The organism is Methylobacterium phyllostachyos (genome assembly GCF_900103445.1).
In the GTDB taxonomy this organism is placed as follows: domain Bacteria; phylum Pseudomonadota; class Alphaproteobacteria; order Rhizobiales; family Beijerinckiaceae; genus Methylobacterium; species Methylobacterium phyllostachyos.
Genome location: NZ_FNHS01000001.1, coordinates 369,595 through 386,349, shown reverse-complemented (window position 1 = coordinate 386,349; position 16,755 = coordinate 369,595). Strand labels below are relative to the sequence as shown.

Sequence of the window (16,755 nt, the reverse complement as noted above, 5' to 3'; positions counted from 1 at the left end):
CCGCACGGTCGCGGCAAACCCCTTGCCGCGACCACCGAATCAGCCTAGAGCGCGTACCGTACGGTACGGTACGGCATTCGAGATGATGCAGGCCAGCGCCACAGCCGAGCAGGACGCCCCCTCAGCCCGCCAGCAGGCGGTGCTGGACGCCGTGCTCGGCCTCATGGTCGAGGACGGCGAGCAGGTGACCATGGACGCCGTCGCGCGCCGGGCGAGCTGCTCGAAGGAGACGCTCTACAAGTGGTTCGGCGACCGGGACGGGTTGCTGACCGCGACGGTGCGGTGGCAAGCCTCCCGGGTCCATGCCGGGCACGACGCCGCGCAGGTACTCGACGGCGCGACCCTGCGGGAGCGGCTTCAGGACTTCGCCGTGACGTGGTTGGAGGTCATTACCGGCCCGACATCGGTCGCGCTGAACCGCATCGCGATCGCGCATGCGGGCTCGCGCAAGAGCAACCTCGGCGGCATCGTGCTGGCGAACGGGCGCTTCGCCATCGGCGAGCGGGTGAAGCCGGTGCTGGAGGCGGGGCGCGCCGCCGGCCTTCTCGCCTTCGCCGACAGCGAGGCCGCCTTCCGCACCTTCTTCGGCCTCGTCGGCCGGGATATCCAGATTCGACTTCTGCTCGGCGAGACCCTCGACCTCGACGGGGCCGGGATCCGGCGCGATGCGGGCCGCGCCGTCGAGCAGTTCCTGGCCATCTACGGCCGGGCCAAACCCGACCCGAACCACCAGCTTTAAGAGGAGACACACATGCGGGTGTATTACGATCGCGACGCCGACCTGAACCTGATCAAGGGCAAGAAGGTCGCCATCGTCGGCTACGGCAGCCAGGGCCACGCCCACGCGCTCAACCTGCGCGATTCCGGCGTGAAGGACATCGTCATCGCCCTGCGCGAGGGCTCCGCCACCGCCAAGAAGGCCGAGCACGAGGGCTTCAAGGTTCTCTCCGTCGCCGAGGCCGCCAAGTGGGCCGACGTGGTGATGATGCTCACCCCCGACGAGCTGCAGGGCGACATCTACCGCGAGTCGCTGGAAGGCAACATGAAGCAGGGCGCCGCCCTCCTGTTCGCCCACGGCCTCAACGTCCACTTCAACCTGATCGAGCCGCGCAAGGACCTCGACGTCCTGATGGTCGCCCCGAAGGGCCCCGGCCACACCGTGCGCTCCGAGTACCTCCGTGGCGGCGGCGTGCCGACCCTGATCGCCATCGCGCAGGATGCCTCGGGCAACGCCCACGACCTCGGCCTGTCCTACGCCTCGGCGAACGGCGGCGGCCGCGCCGGCATCATCGAGACGACCTTCAAGGAGGAGTGCGAGACCGACCTGTTCGGCGAGCAGGCCGTGCTGTGCGGCGGCCTCGTCGAGCTGATCAAGGCCGGTTTCGAGACCCTCGTCGAGGCGGGCTACGCCCCTGAGATGGCCTATTTCGAGTGCCTGCACGAGGTGAAGCTGATCGTCGACCTCATCTACGAGGGCGGCATCGCCAACATGAACTACTCGATCTCCAACACGGCCGAGTACGGCGAGTACGTCACCGGCCCGCGCATCGTCACGCCCGAGACCAAGGCCGAGATGAAGCGCGTGCTGAACGACATCCAGTCGGGCACGTTCACCCGCAACTGGATGCTGGAGAACAAGGTCAACCAGACCTCGTTCAAGGCCACCCGCGCCAAGCTCGCCGCCCATCCGATCGAGGAGGTCGGCGCCAAGCTCCGCGGCATGATGCCGTGGATCTCCGAGAAGGCGCTGGTCGACAAGACCCGCAACTGATCGTCTCTGAGACTCCGCGGCCGGGCTTCGCTCGGCTGCTCGGGGGCCGGTCGCGCGAAGGCGCGGCCGGCCCTTCGCGTTCTGGGTTGTCCGGCACCAGAAATCCAAGCCATAAGTCCGGCAGCGGTCCCGCCTGCACGAGGTCCGCAAGCGGAGAGGACACGCATGGCATCGCTCTATTCTGACGCACACCGGGCGCTGCAGGAGGAATTCGGCACCACCAAGCTCGCCGTGCGCCTCGACGAGGACTGGGTCCACGAGAGCATCCAACCGGAGGAGGGCGCCTTCATCGGCTCCCGCGACATGTTCTTCCTCTCGACTGTCGACCCGGACGGCATGCCGACCGTCTCCTACAAGGGCGGTCCCACGGGGTTCGTGAAGGTGCTCGACGGCAGCACGCTGGTGTTCCCCGGCTTCGACGGGAACGGCATGTTCTACTCGATGGGCAACATCGAGGGTCAGGCCAAGGTCGGTCTGCTGTTCATCGACTTCGAGACGCCGCATCGCATCCGCGTGCAGGGTCATGCGACGCTCCTCCGTGACGATGCGCTGATGGCCGAGTACACCGAGGCAAAGTACCTCGTGAAGGTCGCGGTGACCAAGATCTGGGTCAATTGCCCACGCTACATTCACAAGTATCAGAAGCTTGAGCAGAATAAGTACGTCCCGCGGCCCGGGCGCGAGACGCCGCTCGCCGCCTGGAAACGCCTCGACCTCGCCGGCGACGTCATCAGCGATGCCGACAAGGCCCGGGTCGCACAGGAGGGTAAGCTGGAGGTCTCCGAGTACGCGGCGCTGGTCGCCCGGGGCGAGGCCTAACAGGTCATCTCTGGCCGTCTTGACGAAGCAGGGCGGCCAGTGATCAAATCCCGCGTTTGAACTTCAGTTTTGCTCACCCGAATAAAACCCAGTTTGATCTACGGTGCTTGTAATATTAATGAATCGTATGCATTGATTTTTATTGCGCTTACATTCTGATTGACTTGACGATCTGGGGTGACAGCGTTAAGGACTCGCGCCAGTTCTTACGAAGAATTTTGCGCGGACAATATACAACATGTTCTCACTCCCGCTGCGCGTTGCAATAATTTGCAGCGTCCTGATCGCTGCGGTCTTCGCGGTTGGGACGACTTTTCTAACCCGCAGGATCAGCGCCTCCTTCGAGGAGCAGACGGCCAAGATACAGTCGGAGACGCTGTCGAACGTGGCGCGCGAGGTCCGGCTTCGCCTCGCCGTGGCGGCCAAGACCGCCGAGAGCATCGCAGCCTCGGCCTCGGCCCTGCGCGCCGGCGGAATCCAGGACCGTGAGGTCTATGATGCGATGCTGCGCGAGCTTCTGCGGACCAGCCCCAACCTACTCGCGACCTGGACGGGCTGGGAGCCGAACGCCCTGGACGGGCGCGACGGCGCGTTCGCCGGCACGGCCTCCTCGGATGCGAGCGGCCGCTTCATGCCCTATTGGAATCGTGGCAGCGGCACGATCAAGCGGGAGGTTCTCACCGGCTACGAGGCCGAGCCGGACGGAGCCTATTACCTCCAGCCGAAGAAGCTGAACCGCTTGGTCGCCATCGAACCCTACATCTATCCGGTGGCTGGGAAGGACGTCGTCATGATGTCCTTCGGCGCGCCGATCAGCGTGGACGGCGCGTATCGCGGCACCGCCGGTGTCGACATCGATCTCGGCTCCCTGAACGCGGATTTCGGTGCGGTGAAGCCGTTCGGGACCGGCTATCTGGCCGTGGTCTCGGCGAGCGGAACGACCGTCGCCCATCCGACTGCCGCCGCGGCCGGCAAGCCAATGCAGGATTTCGATGCCTCGACGGCCGCTGCGGCCAAGCAGGCGATCGCGGCGGGGACCATGGTGGTGACCGATGCGCCGGGCCCCGACGGCGCGCTGTGGCGGTACGTGGCACAGCATATCCAGGCGGGCGAGGCCCCCGACCGCTGGGCCATCGTGGTCGCGGTGCCGGTGTCGACGCTCACGGCCGCCGCCGATCAGGCGCGCACGATGCTGATCGGGATCTCGATCCTCTGCGTTGTGATCGGCTGCGCAGTCATCTTCGCGGCGCTGAGCCGCCTCGTCGGAAAGCCGATCCGCGCGCTCGGCAGCACCATCGGCGACATGGCGGCGGGCAATTACGGGGCGGACGTGCCCGAGGCGCGGCGCCGCGACGAGGTCGGGTTGGTCGGGCGGGCCGTCCTGAAACTGCGCGACGGTCTGCGGGCGCAGGCGGAGGCCGATGTGCAGGCCCGGGCGGCCGCCCAGGCGACTGCCGAGCAGGAGCGCAAGCGGATGACCGCAGATCTCGCGAACAGCTTTGAGCAGGCGATCGGCGGCATCGTCGAGACGGTCACGCGTGCGGCCACCGAGCTGCAGGTTACCGCCAAGGCGCTGGCCGCTACGGCGTCGGAGACCGCCGGCCAATCGACCACCGTCGCGGCCGGGGCCGAGGAGGCCGCCTCCAACGTCCGGGCCGCAGCCTCGGCGGCCGAGGAACTCGGCAGCTCCGTGCAGGAGATCGGACGTCAGGTGCATGGTTCCGCGCAACTCGCGCGGGCCGCGGCCGACGAGGCCGGTCGCACGGTTCGGCTGGTCGAGGATCTGAGTGGGGCCGTCATGAAGATCGGGGACGTGGTGGCGCTGATCAGCGGCATCGCGGGCCAGACCAATCTGCTGGCCCTCAACGCCACCATCGAGGCGGCGCGCGCCGGCGAGGCCGGCCGCGGCTTCGCGGTCGTGGCCGCCGAGGTGAAGGCGCTGGCCGAACAGACCGCACGGGCCACCGAGGAGATCGCGGGTCAGATCGCCCGCATCCAGGATTCGACCGCGCAGGCGGCCTCGGCGATCGGAAGCATTACGACCCGCGTCGACGAAATCAGTGGTGCGGCCACGACGATCGCGGCCGCGGTCGAGCAGCAGGGCACGGCGACCCAGGAGATCGTCCGCAACGTGACCCAGGCGGCCGCCGGCACGGGCGAGGTGACGACGAACATCACCCGCGTGGCCGAAGCCGCCGACATGACCGGCGCAGCCGCCGGTCAGGTATTGGACTCGTCCGCGAACCTGTCGCGTCAGTCCGAGCATCTCCGGGAGGAGGTCGACCGCTTCCTCGGAACGGTGCGCGCGGCCTGACGCACCGTTTCGCGCGCTACGTGGCCCTGCGGGCGACGATGAACACCCGCGGGAAGGCGAGGAGGCGTTGCCCGTCGCTGCGGGGCGGGTAGCCGCGATCGATGGCTATCTCGTAGGCTGCGAGGAACCCGGCGCGCTGTTCGGAGTCCAGCGGGTCGAGGAACGGGCGGAGCCCGGTGGCGCTCACCCATTCGACGATGGCAGCCGCGTCCGCCATGGGGTGGTGATAGGCGGTGCGCCAGACATCGACCGCCGCGGCCCGCGGCGCCAGCAGGTCGTAATAGCCGGCGGGCTCCAGCATCCGCCCGAGGCGACCGGCCACGGCCGGATCGCCGATCGTCGCGGCCCAGGGACCAGCGCCGGCCACCTCCCGCATCAGCCGGTGAGAGGATTCGGCGAGGTTGTCGGGCATCTGCACGGCCAGCACGCCGCCCGGGGCGAGGAGGCCGAACAGCCGCGGCAGCAGGGTCGCGTGGTCCGGCAGCCATTGCAGCACGGCGTTGGCGTAGATCAGGTCCGGCGCGCGCTCCGGCGCCCAGGTCGCGGCATCGGCCAGCGTGAAGGTCAGACCGGGCAGCCGAGCCCGGGCGCTCTCCAGCATGGCCGGGGAGGTGTCGAGGCCGATCACCTCCGCGTCGGGGTAGCGGGCCGCGATCAGCGCGGTGGAATTGCCGGGGCCGCAGCCGAGGTCATAGACGAGCCGCGGCCTATCGAGGGGAATGCGAGCGAGGAGTTCCGCCGCCGGGCGGGTCCGCTCGTCCTCGAAGCGTGTGTAGAGGGCGGGGTTCCAATCGGCCATGGCACCCTTCCGTTCAAAAGCCTCAGCAGCCGAGCTGGTCGGCAAGATCCGCCAAGTCCCGCGCCGCGTAGGTCACCGGCACGGTCGGCGCGGTCTCTCCGCCGGCCGGGCCGTGCTCCTGCGGGCGGGCGATGTGGGCGGTGGACAGGCCGTGGCCCGCGGCCGCGGCGAGGTCGTTCGAATGGGCGGCGACCATCATGGTCTCCCCGGCCGCGAAGCCGAAGGCCGCCACGGCGTCGCGGTAAAGCGCTGGTTTCGGCTTGTAGTCTCGGGAATAGCCAGCGCCGAGCACCGCGTCGAAGATCAGGCCGTTGCGGCGGGCGAGGTCGGCCATCAGCCGGACATGCCCGTTCGAGTTCGGCGCCAGGAGATGCTTTTCCCGTAAGCGCCGCATCGCGTCCGGTACCTCGGGCCAAGCGTCGAGCCGGTGCCAAGCGTGGACCAGCTCCCGCCGCACGTCCTCTGGCACGCCCGCGATGCCGAACTGCGCCAGCACGTCGGGCAGGGACTCGGCCTGGAGCGTGTCGAGGTCGACGAAGGCCCGGGCGCCGGAGCGCACCGTCTCCATCGACGGATTGTAGCGGACCCGCCACGCATCCGCGAAGGCGCCGGCATCGAGGTTCGGCGCAAAGGGTGCGAGCAGCCGCGCCGCCTCGCGCGCGACGCCGGAGCGCCAGTCGACCAGCGTCCCGAAGACGTCGAAGACCAGCGCCCGGATATTCACCGGACCGCCTGAAGGCTCGGACCGCGCCGGACGAAGCCGACGATATCCTTGACGGCGTCCAACGTCTGGGCCGCGATGGCCTCGGCCCGGGTGCTGCCATCGGCCAGTACGGCGTCGATATGGCCGGGATCGGCGGTCAGGCGGCGCATCTCACCGGCGATCGGCGCGAGGCTCGTCACAGCGAGGTCGGCCAAAGCCGGCTTGAAGGTCGAGAACTGCGCCCCGCCGAAATCGCGCAGCACGTCCTCGCGGGTGATCCCGGCGAGCGCCGCGTAGATCCCCACGAGGTTGTCGGCCTCGGGTCGCTCCTTCAGGCCCGCCACCTCGGAAGGCAGGGGCTCCGGATCGGTCTTCGCCCGGCGGATCTTCTGAGCGATCGTGTCAGCCTCGTCCGTGAGGTTGATGCGGGCGTTGTCGGACGGATCCGACTTCGACATCTTCTTGGTGCCGTCCCGCAGCGACATTACCCGCGCAGCCGGGCCGCCGATCAGCGGCTCGGTGATCGGGAAGAACGCCTCGCCATGGCCGTGGGCCGCGATCGAGCCCGAAAAGTCCGTGTTGAATTTCTGGGCGATATCCCGGGTCAGTTCCAGGTGCTGCTTCTGGTCCTCGCCCACGGGAACGTGGGTCGCCCGGTAAGCCAGGATGTCGGCCGCCATCAGCACCGGGTAGTCGTAGAGCCCGATCGAGGCGTTCTCCCGATCCTTGCCGGCCTTCTCCTTGAACTGGGTCATGCGGTTCAGCCAGCCGAGGCGGGCGACGCAGTTGAACACCCAGGCGAGTTCGGCGTGCTGCGGCACCTGGCTCTGGTTGAAGACGATAGAGCGCGTTGGATCAATGCCGGACGCGAGGAAGGCGGCCGTGACCTCGCGGATCTGGCCGCGCAGCGCCTCCGGATCCTGCCACACGGTGATCGCGTGCATGTCGACCACGCAATACAGGCACTGCGCGTCGCGCGCCTGCATCTCCACGAAGCGCTTCACCGCCCCGAGATAGTTGCCAAGGTGCAGGTTGCCGGTGGGCTGAACGCCCGAGAAGACCAATTCGGTGAACGCGGCCATCGGCGCCGATCCTGAACAGTGCAAGGCCGGGGCTCTGCGCCGTCCGGGCGCGGGTTACTCGCACCCGCAGGCTCGACCGGTCAAGAACGCGTTGACGACTCCCCCGCTCCTCCGTTCGCGCTGGGGCAGAGGTCAACCAATACGCAGCGCCCGCAGGCCGGGTTACGGTGGTGGCAGACCTTCTGGCCGTGCAGCATCAGGATTTCGTGATTGTCGTAGAGGTCCTGCGCGCTCCAGTCCGCCGGAAGCTGCGCCCGCAGGATCACGTGCGACGGGCCGACATCGACCCGCGGGCCGATCAGGCCAAGGCGCTGGGCAACCCGGTGATGGTGACTGTCCACCGGTAGGGCCGGCATCCGCAGGGTGGAGAAGGACAGGACCGCCGCGCTGGTCTTCGGTCCGATCCCCGGGATCGCTTGCAGCCAGTCCCGCGCGGCTTCGACCTCCATGTCGGCCAGGAAGGCGAGGTCGAGGCTTCCGCACCGATCGCGGAGCGCCCGGAGAACGTCGCGGATACGCGGCGCCTTCAGCTCCGGCCACGTCACGCCCGCGATGGCGGCCTCGATCTCCGGCACCTCCGCGTCGATCACCGCCTCCCAGTCCGGGAAGCGCGCCCGCAGCGCCTTGAAGGCCCGGCCGGATTCGGCGTTGCGGGTCCGGTGCGACAGCAGCGAGGAGATCAGTTCGCTGACCGGATCGAGGCTGTGGAAGTACGGGATTGGGCAGCCGTAGACCGGGCAGAGGCGTGCGTGGATCGCGAGCGCCTTCTCGGCGAGGGTGGGATCGCCGGGGGCGGGGGCGGGTTTGCGGCCGGTCCGCGGGCGGGTTTCGGTCTGGATGGGTGCGAGGGGCATGGCGGGCGAATCCGCGAGCCGGCGCCGCTGTTCCTGCCGGGGCGGGGCAGCGGCGATCTGTCCGATCGGGGCGCGCTCTCCCTCCCCCCTTTGCGGGGGCGGGATACGTGCGGATCCGTAGATCTCACCCCCTATTTCACCAGCGCATAAATATTCACATCCAGATTATCGTCGGTGCTGTCCTTCAAGTCGCTGGCGTATTCCTCCACGAAGCGGTCCTGCACCACGATGTCCTTTGCATCGAGATAGGCGGTGAGCGTCTCGTAGGTGCCGTCGATCGACTCGTAGGACCCGTGATGCGCGAAGCGCAGCGCCTTGCCCGACGGCGTCGTGCCGAAGCGCAGCCCGTCCGCCTCCGCCGGGGGCGGGTTCGGCGCGGATGCCACCGGGATCATCGCCTCGAACTCGAAGCCATCGTCGTCCGTCCGGGTGAAGACCGCGAGCGGCCGGCCCGCCGGGGCGATGCCGAGCTTGGCGAGGTCCGCCTCGATCCGCGCGAAGGCCTGCTTGAGGTTCGGCACCGCCTCCTCCCATTTCGTCTTGCCGGTGACGATGGCGGCGGGCTTGGTGGGCAGCGTGACCTCGTCGACGTCGCCGGGCTCGCCGGGCTTGTCGATCAGGGTCGGGCGCCCCGGCGTCCCGACGGCATTCTGCCCGGCCGGCGGCGGCGCCACCGCCTGTTCGGGGGCCGGTGCCGGGCTCTTGCCGGGATCGGGCGCCGGGTTCGGGGCCGTGGTGGTCGGCAGCGGGTTCGTCTGAGCCGGTGACGGTGCGGTCGAGGGCGGCGGGGCCGGCTGCTGCGCGGCGAGCGGGCCGGCGGCGAGCACGAGGCTGGCGAGGAAGACGAGCGGGCGAAGGCGGATCACGATGGGCGCTCCGGACGGGACCCGGCGGATCGTCCGTCCGGGCTTCCCACCACATAGGGTAGCGGCGTTCGGGATCGCCCGCGAGTGTGCCGTGCAAGAACGTGGCGCTTGAGGGCCCCGAATGAGAACCGCGGATGCGGCGCATCTGCCACGACGGTGGCCCACTCGCGCCGGCCCCCCGGTTTTGCCATATAGCCGGCCGACCCCCTTCGAGCCGCGGGACCGCATGAGCGCACTCGCCCACAGACGCTTCCTGAAGATGCACGGCGCCGGCAACGCCATCGTGGTGCTGGACCTGCGCGGCTCTACCGCGACGGTGCAGCCTGAGGAGGCGCGGGCGATCGCGCAGGATCCGGGCTCGGCCTTCGATCAATTGATGGTGCTGCACGATCCCGTGAGCCCCGGCACGGACGCGTTCCTGCGGATCTACAACACCGACGGCTCGGAATCCGGTGCCTGCGGCAACGGCACCCGCTGCGTCGCCTACGCGATGCTCGACGATCCGGCCATGGCCCGCCCCGCCGAGGGCAGCCGGCTGACGCTAGAGACCAAGGCAGGCCTGCTCGGCGTGCGCCGGGTCTCGGAGCGCGCCTTCACGGTCGATATGGGCCGGCCGAAGCTCGCCTGGGACGAGATCCCCCTGGCGGAGCCGTTCCCCGACACGCGGCGGATCGAGTTACAGGTCGGGCCGATCGACGATCCGGTGCTGCACTCGCCGGGCGTGGTGAACATGGGCAACCCGCACGCGGTGTTCTTCGTCGAGGCCGACCCGGACACGTTCGACCTCGGCCGGATCGGGCCGATGCTGGAGAACCACCCGCTCTTCCCTGAGCGGGCCAACATCTCGATCGCCCAGGTTACGGACCGCGAGACGATCAAGCTGCGGGTCTGGGAGCGGGGCGCCGGGCTGACGCTCGCCTGTGGTACCGCCGCCTGCGCCACCGTGGTGGCGGCGTCCAGGCTGCGGATGATCGGCCGGCAGGCGCAGGTCGCGCTGCCGGGCGGGGAGCTGTTCGTGGAATGGCGCGCCGACGACCATGTCCTGATGACCGGACCCGTCGCGCTTGTGGCCGAGGGGACGCTCGCGCCGGAACTGTTTTCCGGCGCCGCCGGATGAGCGTCGAGACGCTGACCTTCGGCTGCCGGCTCAACATTGTGGAGTCGGAGGCTTTGCGCGTCCATGCCGGCGCCGACGGGCGCGACCGGATCGTGGTGAACACCTGCGCGGTCACCGCCGAGGCCGGGCGGCAGGCCCGCAAGGCGATCCGCCGGATTGCCCGCGAGCGGCCCGAGGCTGAGATCGTCGTCACCGGCTGCGGCGCCGAGGTCGAGACTGCAGCCTACGCGGCGATGCCCGAGGTGGCGCGCCTCGTCGGCAACGGCGAGAAGCTGCGGCCGGAGGGCTGGTCGAGCGCCGGGAGCGGGCCGGGGGCTGTCATGCTTTCGCGCGCGGCCGATCCGACCCGGATCGCCGCCGTCGCCGGGCATACGCGGGCCTTCGTGCCGGTGCAGAACGGCTGCGATCACCGCTGCACCTTCTGCGTGATCCCGTTCGGCCGCGGCCCCTCGCGCTCGGTGCCGGTCGCCGAGGTGATCGCGCAGGTCGAGACGATCGTAGCCCATGGCGGCCGGGAGGTCGTGCTCACCGGCGTCGATCTCACCGCCTATGGCCGCGACCTGCCGGACGCGCCCCTCTCCCTCGGCATCTTGGTGCGGGCGATCCTCCGGGCGGTGCCGGACCTCGCGCGCCTGCGCCTGTCCTCGATCGATTCCGTAGAGGCGGACGGTGCCCTGCTGGAGGCTCTGGCTGAGGAGGAGCGGCTGATGCCGCACCTGCACCTCTCGCTTCAGGCGGGCGACGACCTGATCCTCAAGCGCATGAAGCGCCGGCATGCCCGCGCCGACGCGATCCGCTTCTGCGAGACGGCGCGGCGGCTGCGTCCGGACATCGTGTTCGGGGCGGATCTGATCGCGGGCTTCCCCACCGAGACCGAGGCGCAGTTCGCCCGCTCCCTCGACCTCGTGGCCGAATGCGGCCTGACGCATCTCCACGTCTTCCCGTACTCGCCCCGCCCCGAGACACCGGCGGCGCGGATGCCGCCGGTGGCGCAGGGCGTGATCCGCGAGCGTGCGGCGCGGTTGCGGGAGGCGGGCGCGCAGGCCCTGCTGCGGCACCTCGAGGGGCAGGTCGGGCGGGATCTGACCGTGCTGGCCGAGCGGGGTGGGACGGGACGGGCCGCGGATTTCACGCCGGTGCGGCTGGCGGCCGAGATGGAGCCCGGCACGATGCTCACTGTCGCCATCGCGGCGCACGACGGTGCGCGGTTGATCGCAGCCTGAGCGCGGCGCTTTCCGTGCTCGGTCCCGGATCACCTTTCACTGCGTTGCAGGCGTCCGGGAAAGAGCGCGTTTCACTCGGTCAGGCCGCCTCAGATTGCGGCATGCGCACGGCTAAGCGTCGTGACATTCTCCCAGCCCCATCGCGGCGGCGGCCGCAGCAATATGCGCGGGTGGTGGTGCGGTCACCGAGATGGCCGCGCGCTTCGGATAGAGCGGAATCGACAGCGTCCGGGCGTGCAGATGCAGGGCACTTCCACGCGGCGCCGAACCGTAGATTGAATCCCCCAGGATCGGCCAGCCTGAGGCCGCACAATGCACCCGGAGCTGGTGCGTGCGGCCCGTGACCGGCTTCAGCTCCAGCCACGTGCGCCCGTCCGCCCGGCCGAGCACCCGCCAATGCGTCAGCGCCGGGTCGCCGGCGGGGTCGGCCTTCATCCACCAGGAGCGGGGATCGTCCGACCGGCGGGCGAGGGGCAGGTCGATGCGGCCGGCCTCCTCGGTGGGACCGCCTTCGACCACGGCCCAGTAGGTCTTGTCCACCGCGCTTCCGGCGAACAGCTTGCCGAGCCGCGCCAGCGCCTTGGCGTGGCGCCCCAGCGCGAGGCAGCCCGACGTGTCGCGGTCGAGCCGGTGCGCGGCCTCGGGCCGGCGCGGCAGCCCGAAGCGCAGGGCATCGAGATGATCGGTCAGCGTCTCGCCGCCGCGCGGGCCCGGATGGACCGGGAGACCCGGTGGCTTGTCGATGACGAGCAGCAGGGCATCGCGGTAGAGGAGGCGCGCGCCTATGTCGAAGGCGTTGGACATCCGGATCGGCTAGATCGTTGGCGCCGGGTCGGCAAGGTAGGGTGAGGACGCGACGGCATGGCGAGCGAGGAAAAGCCCGGCTGGTTCGGACGCCTGTTCGGGCGCAAGGGCCAGGGTGCGGCCGAGGACAAGCCTGACGACAAGCCGGAAGCGGACCTCCCCGCGGAGGCGGCCTCGCCCTCCGAGGGCCAGCCCGACTTTGCGACGGGCGCGGAGGATGTCGAGACCATCCCGCTGCCGCCGGAGGAGACCGGCGAGCCGGTGGCCGATGTGGTCGAGGGCGCCGATCTGCTGCCGATCGAGGGCGAGGCCGAGCGTCCCCCCGCGGGCACGGCCGGCGACGACCCCGCCCACGGCGCCGATCCGGTGGATACCGGGGACGCGAACCGTGAGCCGGTCATCGAGCCGCAGCCCGACATCCAGCCGGTCGATGCCGCGGCGGCCCTCGCCCACGATGCCGGCGCCGGGCCGGATCGCGAGCCGGAGGCCAAGGGCTGGTGGAGCCGCCTCACCTCCGGGATGAAGCGCACCTCCTCGGCTTTGTCCGAGCGGGTGACGGGCCTGTTCACCAAGCGCAAGCTCGACGCCACGACCCTGGAGGATCTGGAGGACGCCCTGATCCAGGCCGATTTCGGCCTGGAGACCGCGATGCGGATCTCGGAGGCGGTCGGCAAGGGCCGCTACGAGAAGGGCATCTCGCCCGACGAGGTGCGGGCAATCCTGGCCACCGAGGTCGAGAGCGCTCTCGAGCCCGTGGCGGTGCCGCTGGCCATCGATGCGACCAAGAAGCCGTTCGTGATCCTCACCGTGGGGGTGAACGGGGCCGGCAAGACCACCACTCTCGGCAAGCTGGCCTCGAAGCTGCGCGCTGAGGGCCGCACCGTGATGCTGGCGGCCGGCGACACGTTCCGGGCTGCAGCGATCGACCAGCTCAAGGTCTGGGGCGCGCGCACCGGCACGCCGGTGGTGAGCGGCGCGCAGGGGGCGGACGCGGCGGGCCTTGCCTTCGACGCGCTGAAGCAGGCCTCGGCGGCCGGCACCGACGTGTTGTTGATCGACACCGCCGGCCGGCTCCAGAACAAGGCCGGGCTGATGGCCGAGCTGGAGAAGATCGTGCGCGTCCTGCGCAAGCAGGATCCGGAGGCGCCACACGCCACGCTCCTCGTCCTCGACGCGACGGTCGGCCAGAACGCGATCAGCCAGGTGGAGCTTTTCTCGCAGGCGGCCCCGGTCTCGGGGCTGGTGATGACCAAGCTCGACGGCACCGCCCGGGGCGGCATTCTGGTGGCGCTGGCGGCGAAGTTCCGCCTGCCTGTCCACTTCATCGGCGTCGGCGAGGGGGTGGAGGATCTGGAGCCCTTCGCGGCCCGGGACTTCGCGCGGGCGATCGCCGGGCTGGAGAAGGATTAGACGGCGCTCAGCACGTCGGTGCGCGAAAAGTCGTCGCCCTTGAACAGGAGCGGCGCGTTCAGCGACCGGGCGAGCGCGTAGGCGAAGCAATCGCCGAAGTTGAGGCCGGCCGGGTGCCGGCCTTTGCCGTAGCGCGCGAAGGCGTCGGCGGCGATCTGCGCGAGGGTGTGGTCGACGGGGACGACCGTGATCGCCTCTCGAAGGAGCCAGTCGTCGAGGTTAGCCCGGCCAGTCGTCTTCTTGCTGCTGACGATCGCGCATTCGAGATATGTCGCCGCCGCCATAACGCGTTTTCGGTAGAACCGGATCGTTTGACTACAAAGATCCGCGTCCGGCTCGCTGAGCAGGATTGCCATGAAGATCGATGTGTCGATGACAGCCAGGGCGTTCATACCGGCAGGCCATTCTCGTCATAAGCGAGAATCTCATCGATCGGGCGAGGGTCGATGTCCTCCGCCGCCTTCCAACGCTCGTGCAGCAGCCGCCCCGACGCAATCGCCGCTGCCGCTTCGCGCTGCCAATCATCGGCCAGCCGTTCGCGCTCCCGCCGCAGCAGCTCCAGCAGCAGATCCGGCGCGCTCCGCCGGGTCGTCTGCGTGAGGTCGGCCAGCAGCGCCTCGATCTCGGCATTCTCGATCGTGATGGACATCGCGGCTCCTGCGTTACACACACCCCGACGAATCCAGTCCGGCGCGTCCAGCCTACCAAGCGCGCCGCATCCGAGCCAACTGACCCGCATGCAGATCGAATCCGTCCCCCCGCGCCGCCACCTGCCGCCGCTGATGAAGCTGGCGCTCGAACTCGGGCCGCTTGTGCTGTTTTTCCTCGGGAACGCCTACTCGGAGAAATTCGGCGTCGCCCCCGACCAAAAGCTGTTCGTGGCCACGGGCCTGTTCATCGCGGCGACCGTGGTGGCGCTGGCGATCCACTACGCGCTGATGCGGCGCCTGCCGATCATGCCGCTCGTGTCCGGCGTGGTCGTGGTGGTGTTCGGCGGGCTGACCCTGGCGCTGCAGGACAAGACCTTCATCATGGTCAAGCCGACCATCGTGAACACCCTGTTCGGCACGGTGCTGCTCGGCGGCCTCGCCTTCGGGCGGCCGCTCCTGTCGGTGGTGCTCGATTCGATGTTCAGCCTCACCGAGGAGGGCTGGCGCAAGCTCACCTTCCGCTGGGGACTGTTCTTCTTCGTCCTGGCGGCGCTGAACGAGATCGTGTGGCGGACCCAGACCGAGGATTTCTGGGTCAACTTCAAGGTGTTCGGCATCATGCCGATCACCGTGCTGTTCGCCCTGGCTCAGACTCCGCTGCTGACCCGCTATGAGAACAAGGCCGCGCAACCGGAGGCGTGATCACTCCGCCGCCGCGACCTTGCCGGCGGCCCGGATCCGCGTCAGCACACTCGCGAAATTCTCCGGCGTCAGGATGCCGACGAGCTTGTCGCGGATCACCCCGTCCGGGCCGATGATGAAGGTCTCGGGCACGCCGTAGACGCCGAAATCGATCGCCGCGCGCCCGCTCGCGTCGGCGCCCACGGCGCTGAACGGCACGCCGTGCCGGGCGAGGAAGCGCTGCCCAGCCTCCGGGTTCGGCTCCTTGTAGTCGATGCCGACGAGCCGGATCCCCGGTTCCTTGGCGAGCCGCATCAGCATCGGGTGCTCGACCTGGCAGGGCGCGCACCACGAGGCGAACACGTTGAGGACCGTGATCTGCCCCTTCAACTCGGCGCTCGACAGGCCCGGCACCGGTGCGCCGCCGGCGGTGAGCCCCGGCACGGCCGGCAGGTCGAAATTCGGCACCGGCCTGCCGATCATCGCCGAGGGCAGGGCGGCCGGGTCGACCCCCGAGCGCAGGCGCAGGAAGAACACGGCGGCCAGTGCCGTGAAGGCCAGCGCCGGCAAGATCAGCAGGAGGGAGCGGCGAACCGGGGGCGGCCGGTCCGTCACGTCGTTGTGCGGGTCGGTCATCGCCGGTCCTCGCCGAAACCCTTGAGTGCCCGCAGCTGCGCCCGCCGGTCGCGGATTGCGTTGCCGATAAGCGCGGCCATCACCAGCGCCGTGAAGGCGAAGGCAGCCAGGATGAAGCCGCCGTGAGACCCGAGATCCATCGCAGCGCTCCTAGACCGGCTGTCCGACTGGCAGCCCGCCCGACGGCTGCGGGGTGATGCGGGGCTGGGCGCGGTCCAGGCGCTCGGCCTCGCGGATCGTCAGCGTGCGCACCCGGCGGCGCATGATCTCGGTCCGCATCGTGTAGAGGTGCAGCGTCGTGCCGCCGAGGGTCGCGGCGCCGATCATGACGAGCAGCGGGTAGAGCATCGAGGGATCGATGGTCGAGCCGCCCATGCGCAGGATCGAGGCCGGCTGGTGCAGCGTCGACCACCAGTTCACCGAGAACTTGATGATCGGCAGGTTCACGGCGCCGACCAGGGTCAGGATCGCCACCGCGCGGGCGGCGCGGTTCGGGTCTTCCAGGGTCCGCCAGAGCGCGATGATGCCGCAATAGATCAGGAACAGGACCAGCATCGAGGTCAGCCGCGCGTCCCAGACCCAGTAGGTGCCCCACATCGGCTTGCCCCAGAGCGAGCCGGTCACGAGGCAGATCAGCGTGAAGGCCGCGCCGATCGGCGCTGCCGCCCGCTGGGCCACGTCGGCCAGCGGATGGCGCCAGACCAGGGTGCCAATCGCCGACACGCTCATGGCCGCGTAGAAGAACACGCCAAGCCACGCCGCCGGGACATGGATGTACATGATCCGCACGGTCTCGCCCTGCTGATAGTCGGGCGGCACGGTGAAGAAGGTCTGGTACAGGCCGACGGCCAGAACGGCGAGCGACAGGGCCGTGAGCCACGGCACGAGCGCGCCCGACCACCGCATGAAGTGGCTGGGATTCGACAGGCGGGTCCAGAGGGAAGGCGTCATCACGGCTGCTGTCTCGGACATCGTGACGGCCGGTCTACCTTAGGGTGCGGTGCAGCAACAATGCGGGGCTTCAAC

General features: G+C 69.5%; 19 protein-coding genes. 8 read left to right on the top strand and 11 right to left on the bottom strand.

Translation table 11 applies throughout. From position 1 onward, the window contains the following. Positions 1 to 82 precede the first annotated feature (82 nt). The 4 genes from BLQ49_RS01820 (at position 83) to BLQ49_RS01805 (ending at position 4,904) form a co-directional block, all read left to right on the top strand. Complete coding sequence (locus tag BLQ49_RS01820) at positions 83 to 739, top strand: TetR/AcrR family transcriptional regulator C-terminal domain-containing protein (protein ID WP_091712802.1); 657 nt, start codon at positions 83 to 85, stop codon at positions 737 to 739. A gap of 12 nt (positions 740 to 751) precedes the next feature. Beyond that, entirely contained in the window at positions 752 to 1,771 is a 1,020-nt protein-coding gene (ilvC, locus tag BLQ49_RS01815; RefSeq protein WP_012322218.1) for a ketol-acid reductoisomerase, read from the top strand. Positions 1,772 to 1,936: 165 nt separating this feature from the next. Next, positions 1,937 to 2,590 (top strand): pyridoxamine 5'-phosphate oxidase family protein, encoded by a 654-nt coding sequence (locus BLQ49_RS01810; protein WP_091712801.1) that lies wholly within the window; start codon positions 1,937 to 1,939, stop codon positions 2,588 to 2,590. A 238-nt stretch (positions 2,591 to 2,828) separates the two neighbouring features. Then, the gene (locus BLQ49_RS01805) at positions 2,829 to 4,904 is read left to right on the top strand and encodes a methyl-accepting chemotaxis protein (RefSeq protein WP_091712799.1); all 2,076 of its coding nucleotides are present in this window, start codon (positions 2,829 to 2,831) and stop codon (positions 4,902 to 4,904) included. A gap of 16 nt (positions 4,905 to 4,920) precedes the next feature. On the opposite strand, the gene tam is transcribed toward BLQ49_RS01805, so the two are convergent. From tam to BLQ49_RS01780, 5 genes are all read right to left on the bottom strand, one after another. After that, positions 4,921 to 5,703 (bottom strand): trans-aconitate 2-methyltransferase, encoded by a 783-nt coding sequence (tam, locus tag BLQ49_RS01800; protein ID WP_091712797.1) that lies wholly within the window; start codon positions 5,701 to 5,703, stop codon positions 4,921 to 4,923. Between the two features lie 22 nt (positions 5,704 to 5,725). Further along, positions 5,726 to 6,427: a haloacid dehalogenase type II gene (locus tag BLQ49_RS01795; RefSeq protein ID WP_091712795.1), complete on the bottom strand. Its 702-nt coding sequence runs from the start codon at positions 6,425 to 6,427 to the stop codon at positions 5,726 to 5,728. Then, positions 6,424 to 7,488 (bottom strand): tryptophan--tRNA ligase, encoded by a 1,065-nt coding sequence (trpS, locus tag BLQ49_RS01790; RefSeq protein WP_091712793.1) that lies wholly within the window; start codon positions 7,486 to 7,488, stop codon positions 6,424 to 6,426. The genes BLQ49_RS01795 and trpS overlap by 4 nt, the downstream gene beginning before the upstream one ends. Positions 7,489 to 7,568: 80 nt before the next feature. Then, a complete protein-coding gene (locus tag BLQ49_RS01785; RefSeq protein ID WP_091712792.1) occupies positions 7,569 to 8,342 on the bottom strand; it encodes an endonuclease III domain-containing protein in 774 nt (257 codons plus the stop codon). A 131-nt stretch (positions 8,343 to 8,473) separates the two neighbouring features. After that, positions 8,474 to 9,208 (bottom strand): GyrI-like domain-containing protein, encoded by a 735-nt coding sequence (locus tag BLQ49_RS01780; RefSeq protein WP_091712790.1) that lies wholly within the window; start codon positions 9,206 to 9,208, stop codon positions 8,474 to 8,476. A gap of 226 nt (positions 9,209 to 9,434) precedes the next feature. On the opposite strand from BLQ49_RS01780, the gene dapF reads away from it, so the two are divergent. Both dapF and mtaB read left to right on the top strand, forming a co-directional pair. Then, positions 9,435 to 10,325, top strand: coding sequence for a diaminopimelate epimerase (dapF, locus tag BLQ49_RS01775; RefSeq protein ID WP_091712788.1), 891 nt, complete (start codon positions 9,435 to 9,437; stop codon positions 10,323 to 10,325). Further along, a complete protein-coding gene (gene mtaB, locus BLQ49_RS01770; protein WP_091712786.1) occupies positions 10,322 to 11,548 on the top strand; it encodes a tRNA (N(6)-L-threonylcarbamoyladenosine(37)-C(2))-methylthiotransferase MtaB in 1,227 nt (408 codons plus the stop codon). Before dapF ends, mtaB begins: the two co-directional genes overlap by 4 nt. A 111-nt stretch (positions 11,549 to 11,659) precedes the next feature. Here the strand turns inward: mtaB and BLQ49_RS01765 are convergent, their stop codons facing one another. Beyond that, positions 11,660 to 12,352: an RluA family pseudouridine synthase gene (locus BLQ49_RS01765; protein ID WP_091712784.1), complete on the bottom strand. Its 693-nt coding sequence runs from the start codon at positions 12,350 to 12,352 to the stop codon at positions 11,660 to 11,662. 57 nt (positions 12,353 to 12,409) lie between these two features. Here BLQ49_RS01765 and ftsY point away from each other — a divergent pair, with 57 nt between their 5' ends. Beyond that, positions 12,410 to 13,762 (top strand): signal recognition particle-docking protein FtsY, encoded by a 1,353-nt coding sequence (gene ftsY / locus BLQ49_RS01760; protein WP_091712783.1) that lies wholly within the window; start codon positions 12,410 to 12,412, stop codon positions 13,760 to 13,762. Here ftsY and BLQ49_RS01755 read toward each other — a convergent pair. Together BLQ49_RS01755 and BLQ49_RS01750 are read right to left on the bottom strand one after the other, a co-directional pair. After that, positions 13,759 to 14,154 carry a type II toxin-antitoxin system VapC family toxin gene (locus BLQ49_RS01755; RefSeq protein WP_091712781.1) on the bottom strand — a complete coding sequence of 132 codons (396 nt, stop codon included), beginning with the start codon at positions 14,152 to 14,154 and terminating at the stop codon, positions 13,759 to 13,761. The two genes, ftsY and BLQ49_RS01755, sit on opposite strands and share 4 nt — an antisense overlap. Further along, positions 14,151 to 14,411: a type II toxin-antitoxin system VapB family antitoxin gene (locus BLQ49_RS01750; RefSeq protein WP_091712779.1), complete on the bottom strand. Its 261-nt coding sequence runs from the start codon at positions 14,409 to 14,411 to the stop codon at positions 14,151 to 14,153. The genes BLQ49_RS01755 and BLQ49_RS01750 overlap by 4 nt, the downstream gene beginning before the upstream one ends. 88 nt (positions 14,412 to 14,499) lie before the next feature. Between BLQ49_RS01750 and BLQ49_RS01745 the strand changes: the two genes are divergently transcribed. Next, positions 14,500 to 15,114 carry a septation protein A gene (locus BLQ49_RS01745; protein ID WP_091712777.1) on the top strand — a complete coding sequence of 205 codons (615 nt, stop codon included), beginning with the start codon at positions 14,500 to 14,502 and terminating at the stop codon, positions 15,112 to 15,114. Here BLQ49_RS01745 and BLQ49_RS01740 read toward each other — a convergent pair whose 3' ends face one another. The 3 genes from BLQ49_RS01740 to BLQ49_RS01730 are packed head-to-tail and all read right to left on the bottom strand — an operon-like array spanning position 15,115 to position 16,680. Then, positions 15,115 to 15,729 carry a DsbE family thiol:disulfide interchange protein gene (locus BLQ49_RS01740; protein WP_091712775.1) on the bottom strand — a complete coding sequence of 205 codons (615 nt, stop codon included), beginning with the start codon at positions 15,727 to 15,729 and terminating at the stop codon, positions 15,115 to 15,117. Then, complete coding sequence (ccmD, locus tag BLQ49_RS01735; RefSeq protein WP_091712773.1) at positions 15,726 to 15,869, bottom strand: heme exporter protein CcmD; 144 nt, start codon at positions 15,867 to 15,869, stop codon at positions 15,726 to 15,728. Before ccmD ends, BLQ49_RS01740 begins: the two co-directional genes overlap by 4 nt. Before the next feature lie 10 nt (positions 15,870 to 15,879). Then, entirely contained in the window at positions 15,880 to 16,680 is an 801-nt protein-coding gene (locus BLQ49_RS01730) for a heme ABC transporter permease (RefSeq protein WP_091712771.1), read from the bottom strand. Positions 16,681 to 16,755 lie beyond the last annotated feature (75 nt).

What these genes read in the sequence shown, in the direction of transcription:
- BLQ49_RS01820 (WP_091712802.1), top strand. Translation starts at nt 83, where the DNA reads ATGATGCAGGCCAGCGCCACAGCCGAGCAGGACGCCCCCTCAGCCCGC.
- ilvC (WP_012322218.1), top strand. Translation starts at nt 752, where the DNA reads ATGCGGGTGTATTACGATCGCGACGCCGACCTGAACCTGATCAAGGGC.
- BLQ49_RS01810 (WP_091712801.1), top strand. Translation starts at nt 1,937, where the DNA reads ATGGCATCGCTCTATTCTGACGCACACCGGGCGCTGCAGGAGGAATTC.
- BLQ49_RS01805 (WP_091712799.1), top strand. Translation starts at nt 2,829, where the DNA reads ATGTTCTCACTCCCGCTGCGCGTTGCAATAATTTGCAGCGTCCTGATC.
- tam (WP_091712797.1), bottom strand. Translation starts at nt 5,703, where the DNA reads ATGGCCGATTGGAACCCCGCCCTCTACACACGCTTCGAGGACGAGCGG.
- trpS (WP_091712793.1), bottom strand. Translation starts at nt 7,488, where the DNA reads ATGGCCGCGTTCACCGAATTGGTCTTCTCGGGCGTTCAGCCCACCGGC.
- BLQ49_RS01785 (WP_091712792.1), bottom strand. Translation starts at nt 8,342, where the DNA reads ATGCCCCTCGCACCCATCCAGACCGAAACCCGCCCGCGGACCGGCCGC.
- dapF (WP_091712788.1), top strand. Translation starts at nt 9,435, where the DNA reads ATGAGCGCACTCGCCCACAGACGCTTCCTGAAGATGCACGGCGCCGGC.
- mtaB (WP_091712786.1), top strand. Translation starts at nt 10,322, where the DNA reads ATGAGCGTCGAGACGCTGACCTTCGGCTGCCGGCTCAACATTGTGGAG.
- BLQ49_RS01765 (WP_091712784.1), bottom strand. Translation starts at nt 12,352, where the DNA reads ATGTCCAACGCCTTCGACATAGGCGCGCGCCTCCTCTACCGCGATGCC.
- ftsY (WP_091712783.1), top strand. Translation starts at nt 12,410, where the DNA reads ATGGCGAGCGAGGAAAAGCCCGGCTGGTTCGGACGCCTGTTCGGGCGC.
- BLQ49_RS01755 (WP_091712781.1), bottom strand. Translation starts at nt 14,154, where the DNA reads ATGAACGCCCTGGCTGTCATCGACACATCGATCTTCATGGCAATCCTG.
- BLQ49_RS01750 (WP_091712779.1), bottom strand. Translation starts at nt 14,411, where the DNA reads ATGTCCATCACGATCGAGAATGCCGAGATCGAGGCGCTGCTGGCCGAC.
- BLQ49_RS01745 (WP_091712777.1), top strand. Translation starts at nt 14,500, where the DNA reads ATGCAGATCGAATCCGTCCCCCCGCGCCGCCACCTGCCGCCGCTGATG.
- BLQ49_RS01740 (WP_091712775.1), bottom strand. Translation starts at nt 15,729, where the DNA reads ATGACCGACCCGCACAACGACGTGACGGACCGGCCGCCCCCGGTTCGC.
- ccmD (WP_091712773.1), bottom strand. Translation starts at nt 15,869, where the DNA reads ATGGATCTCGGGTCTCACGGCGGCTTCATCCTGGCTGCCTTCGCCTTC.
- BLQ49_RS01730 (WP_091712771.1), bottom strand. Translation starts at nt 16,680, where the DNA reads ATGACGCCTTCCCTCTGGACCCGCCTGTCGAATCCCAGCCACTTCATG.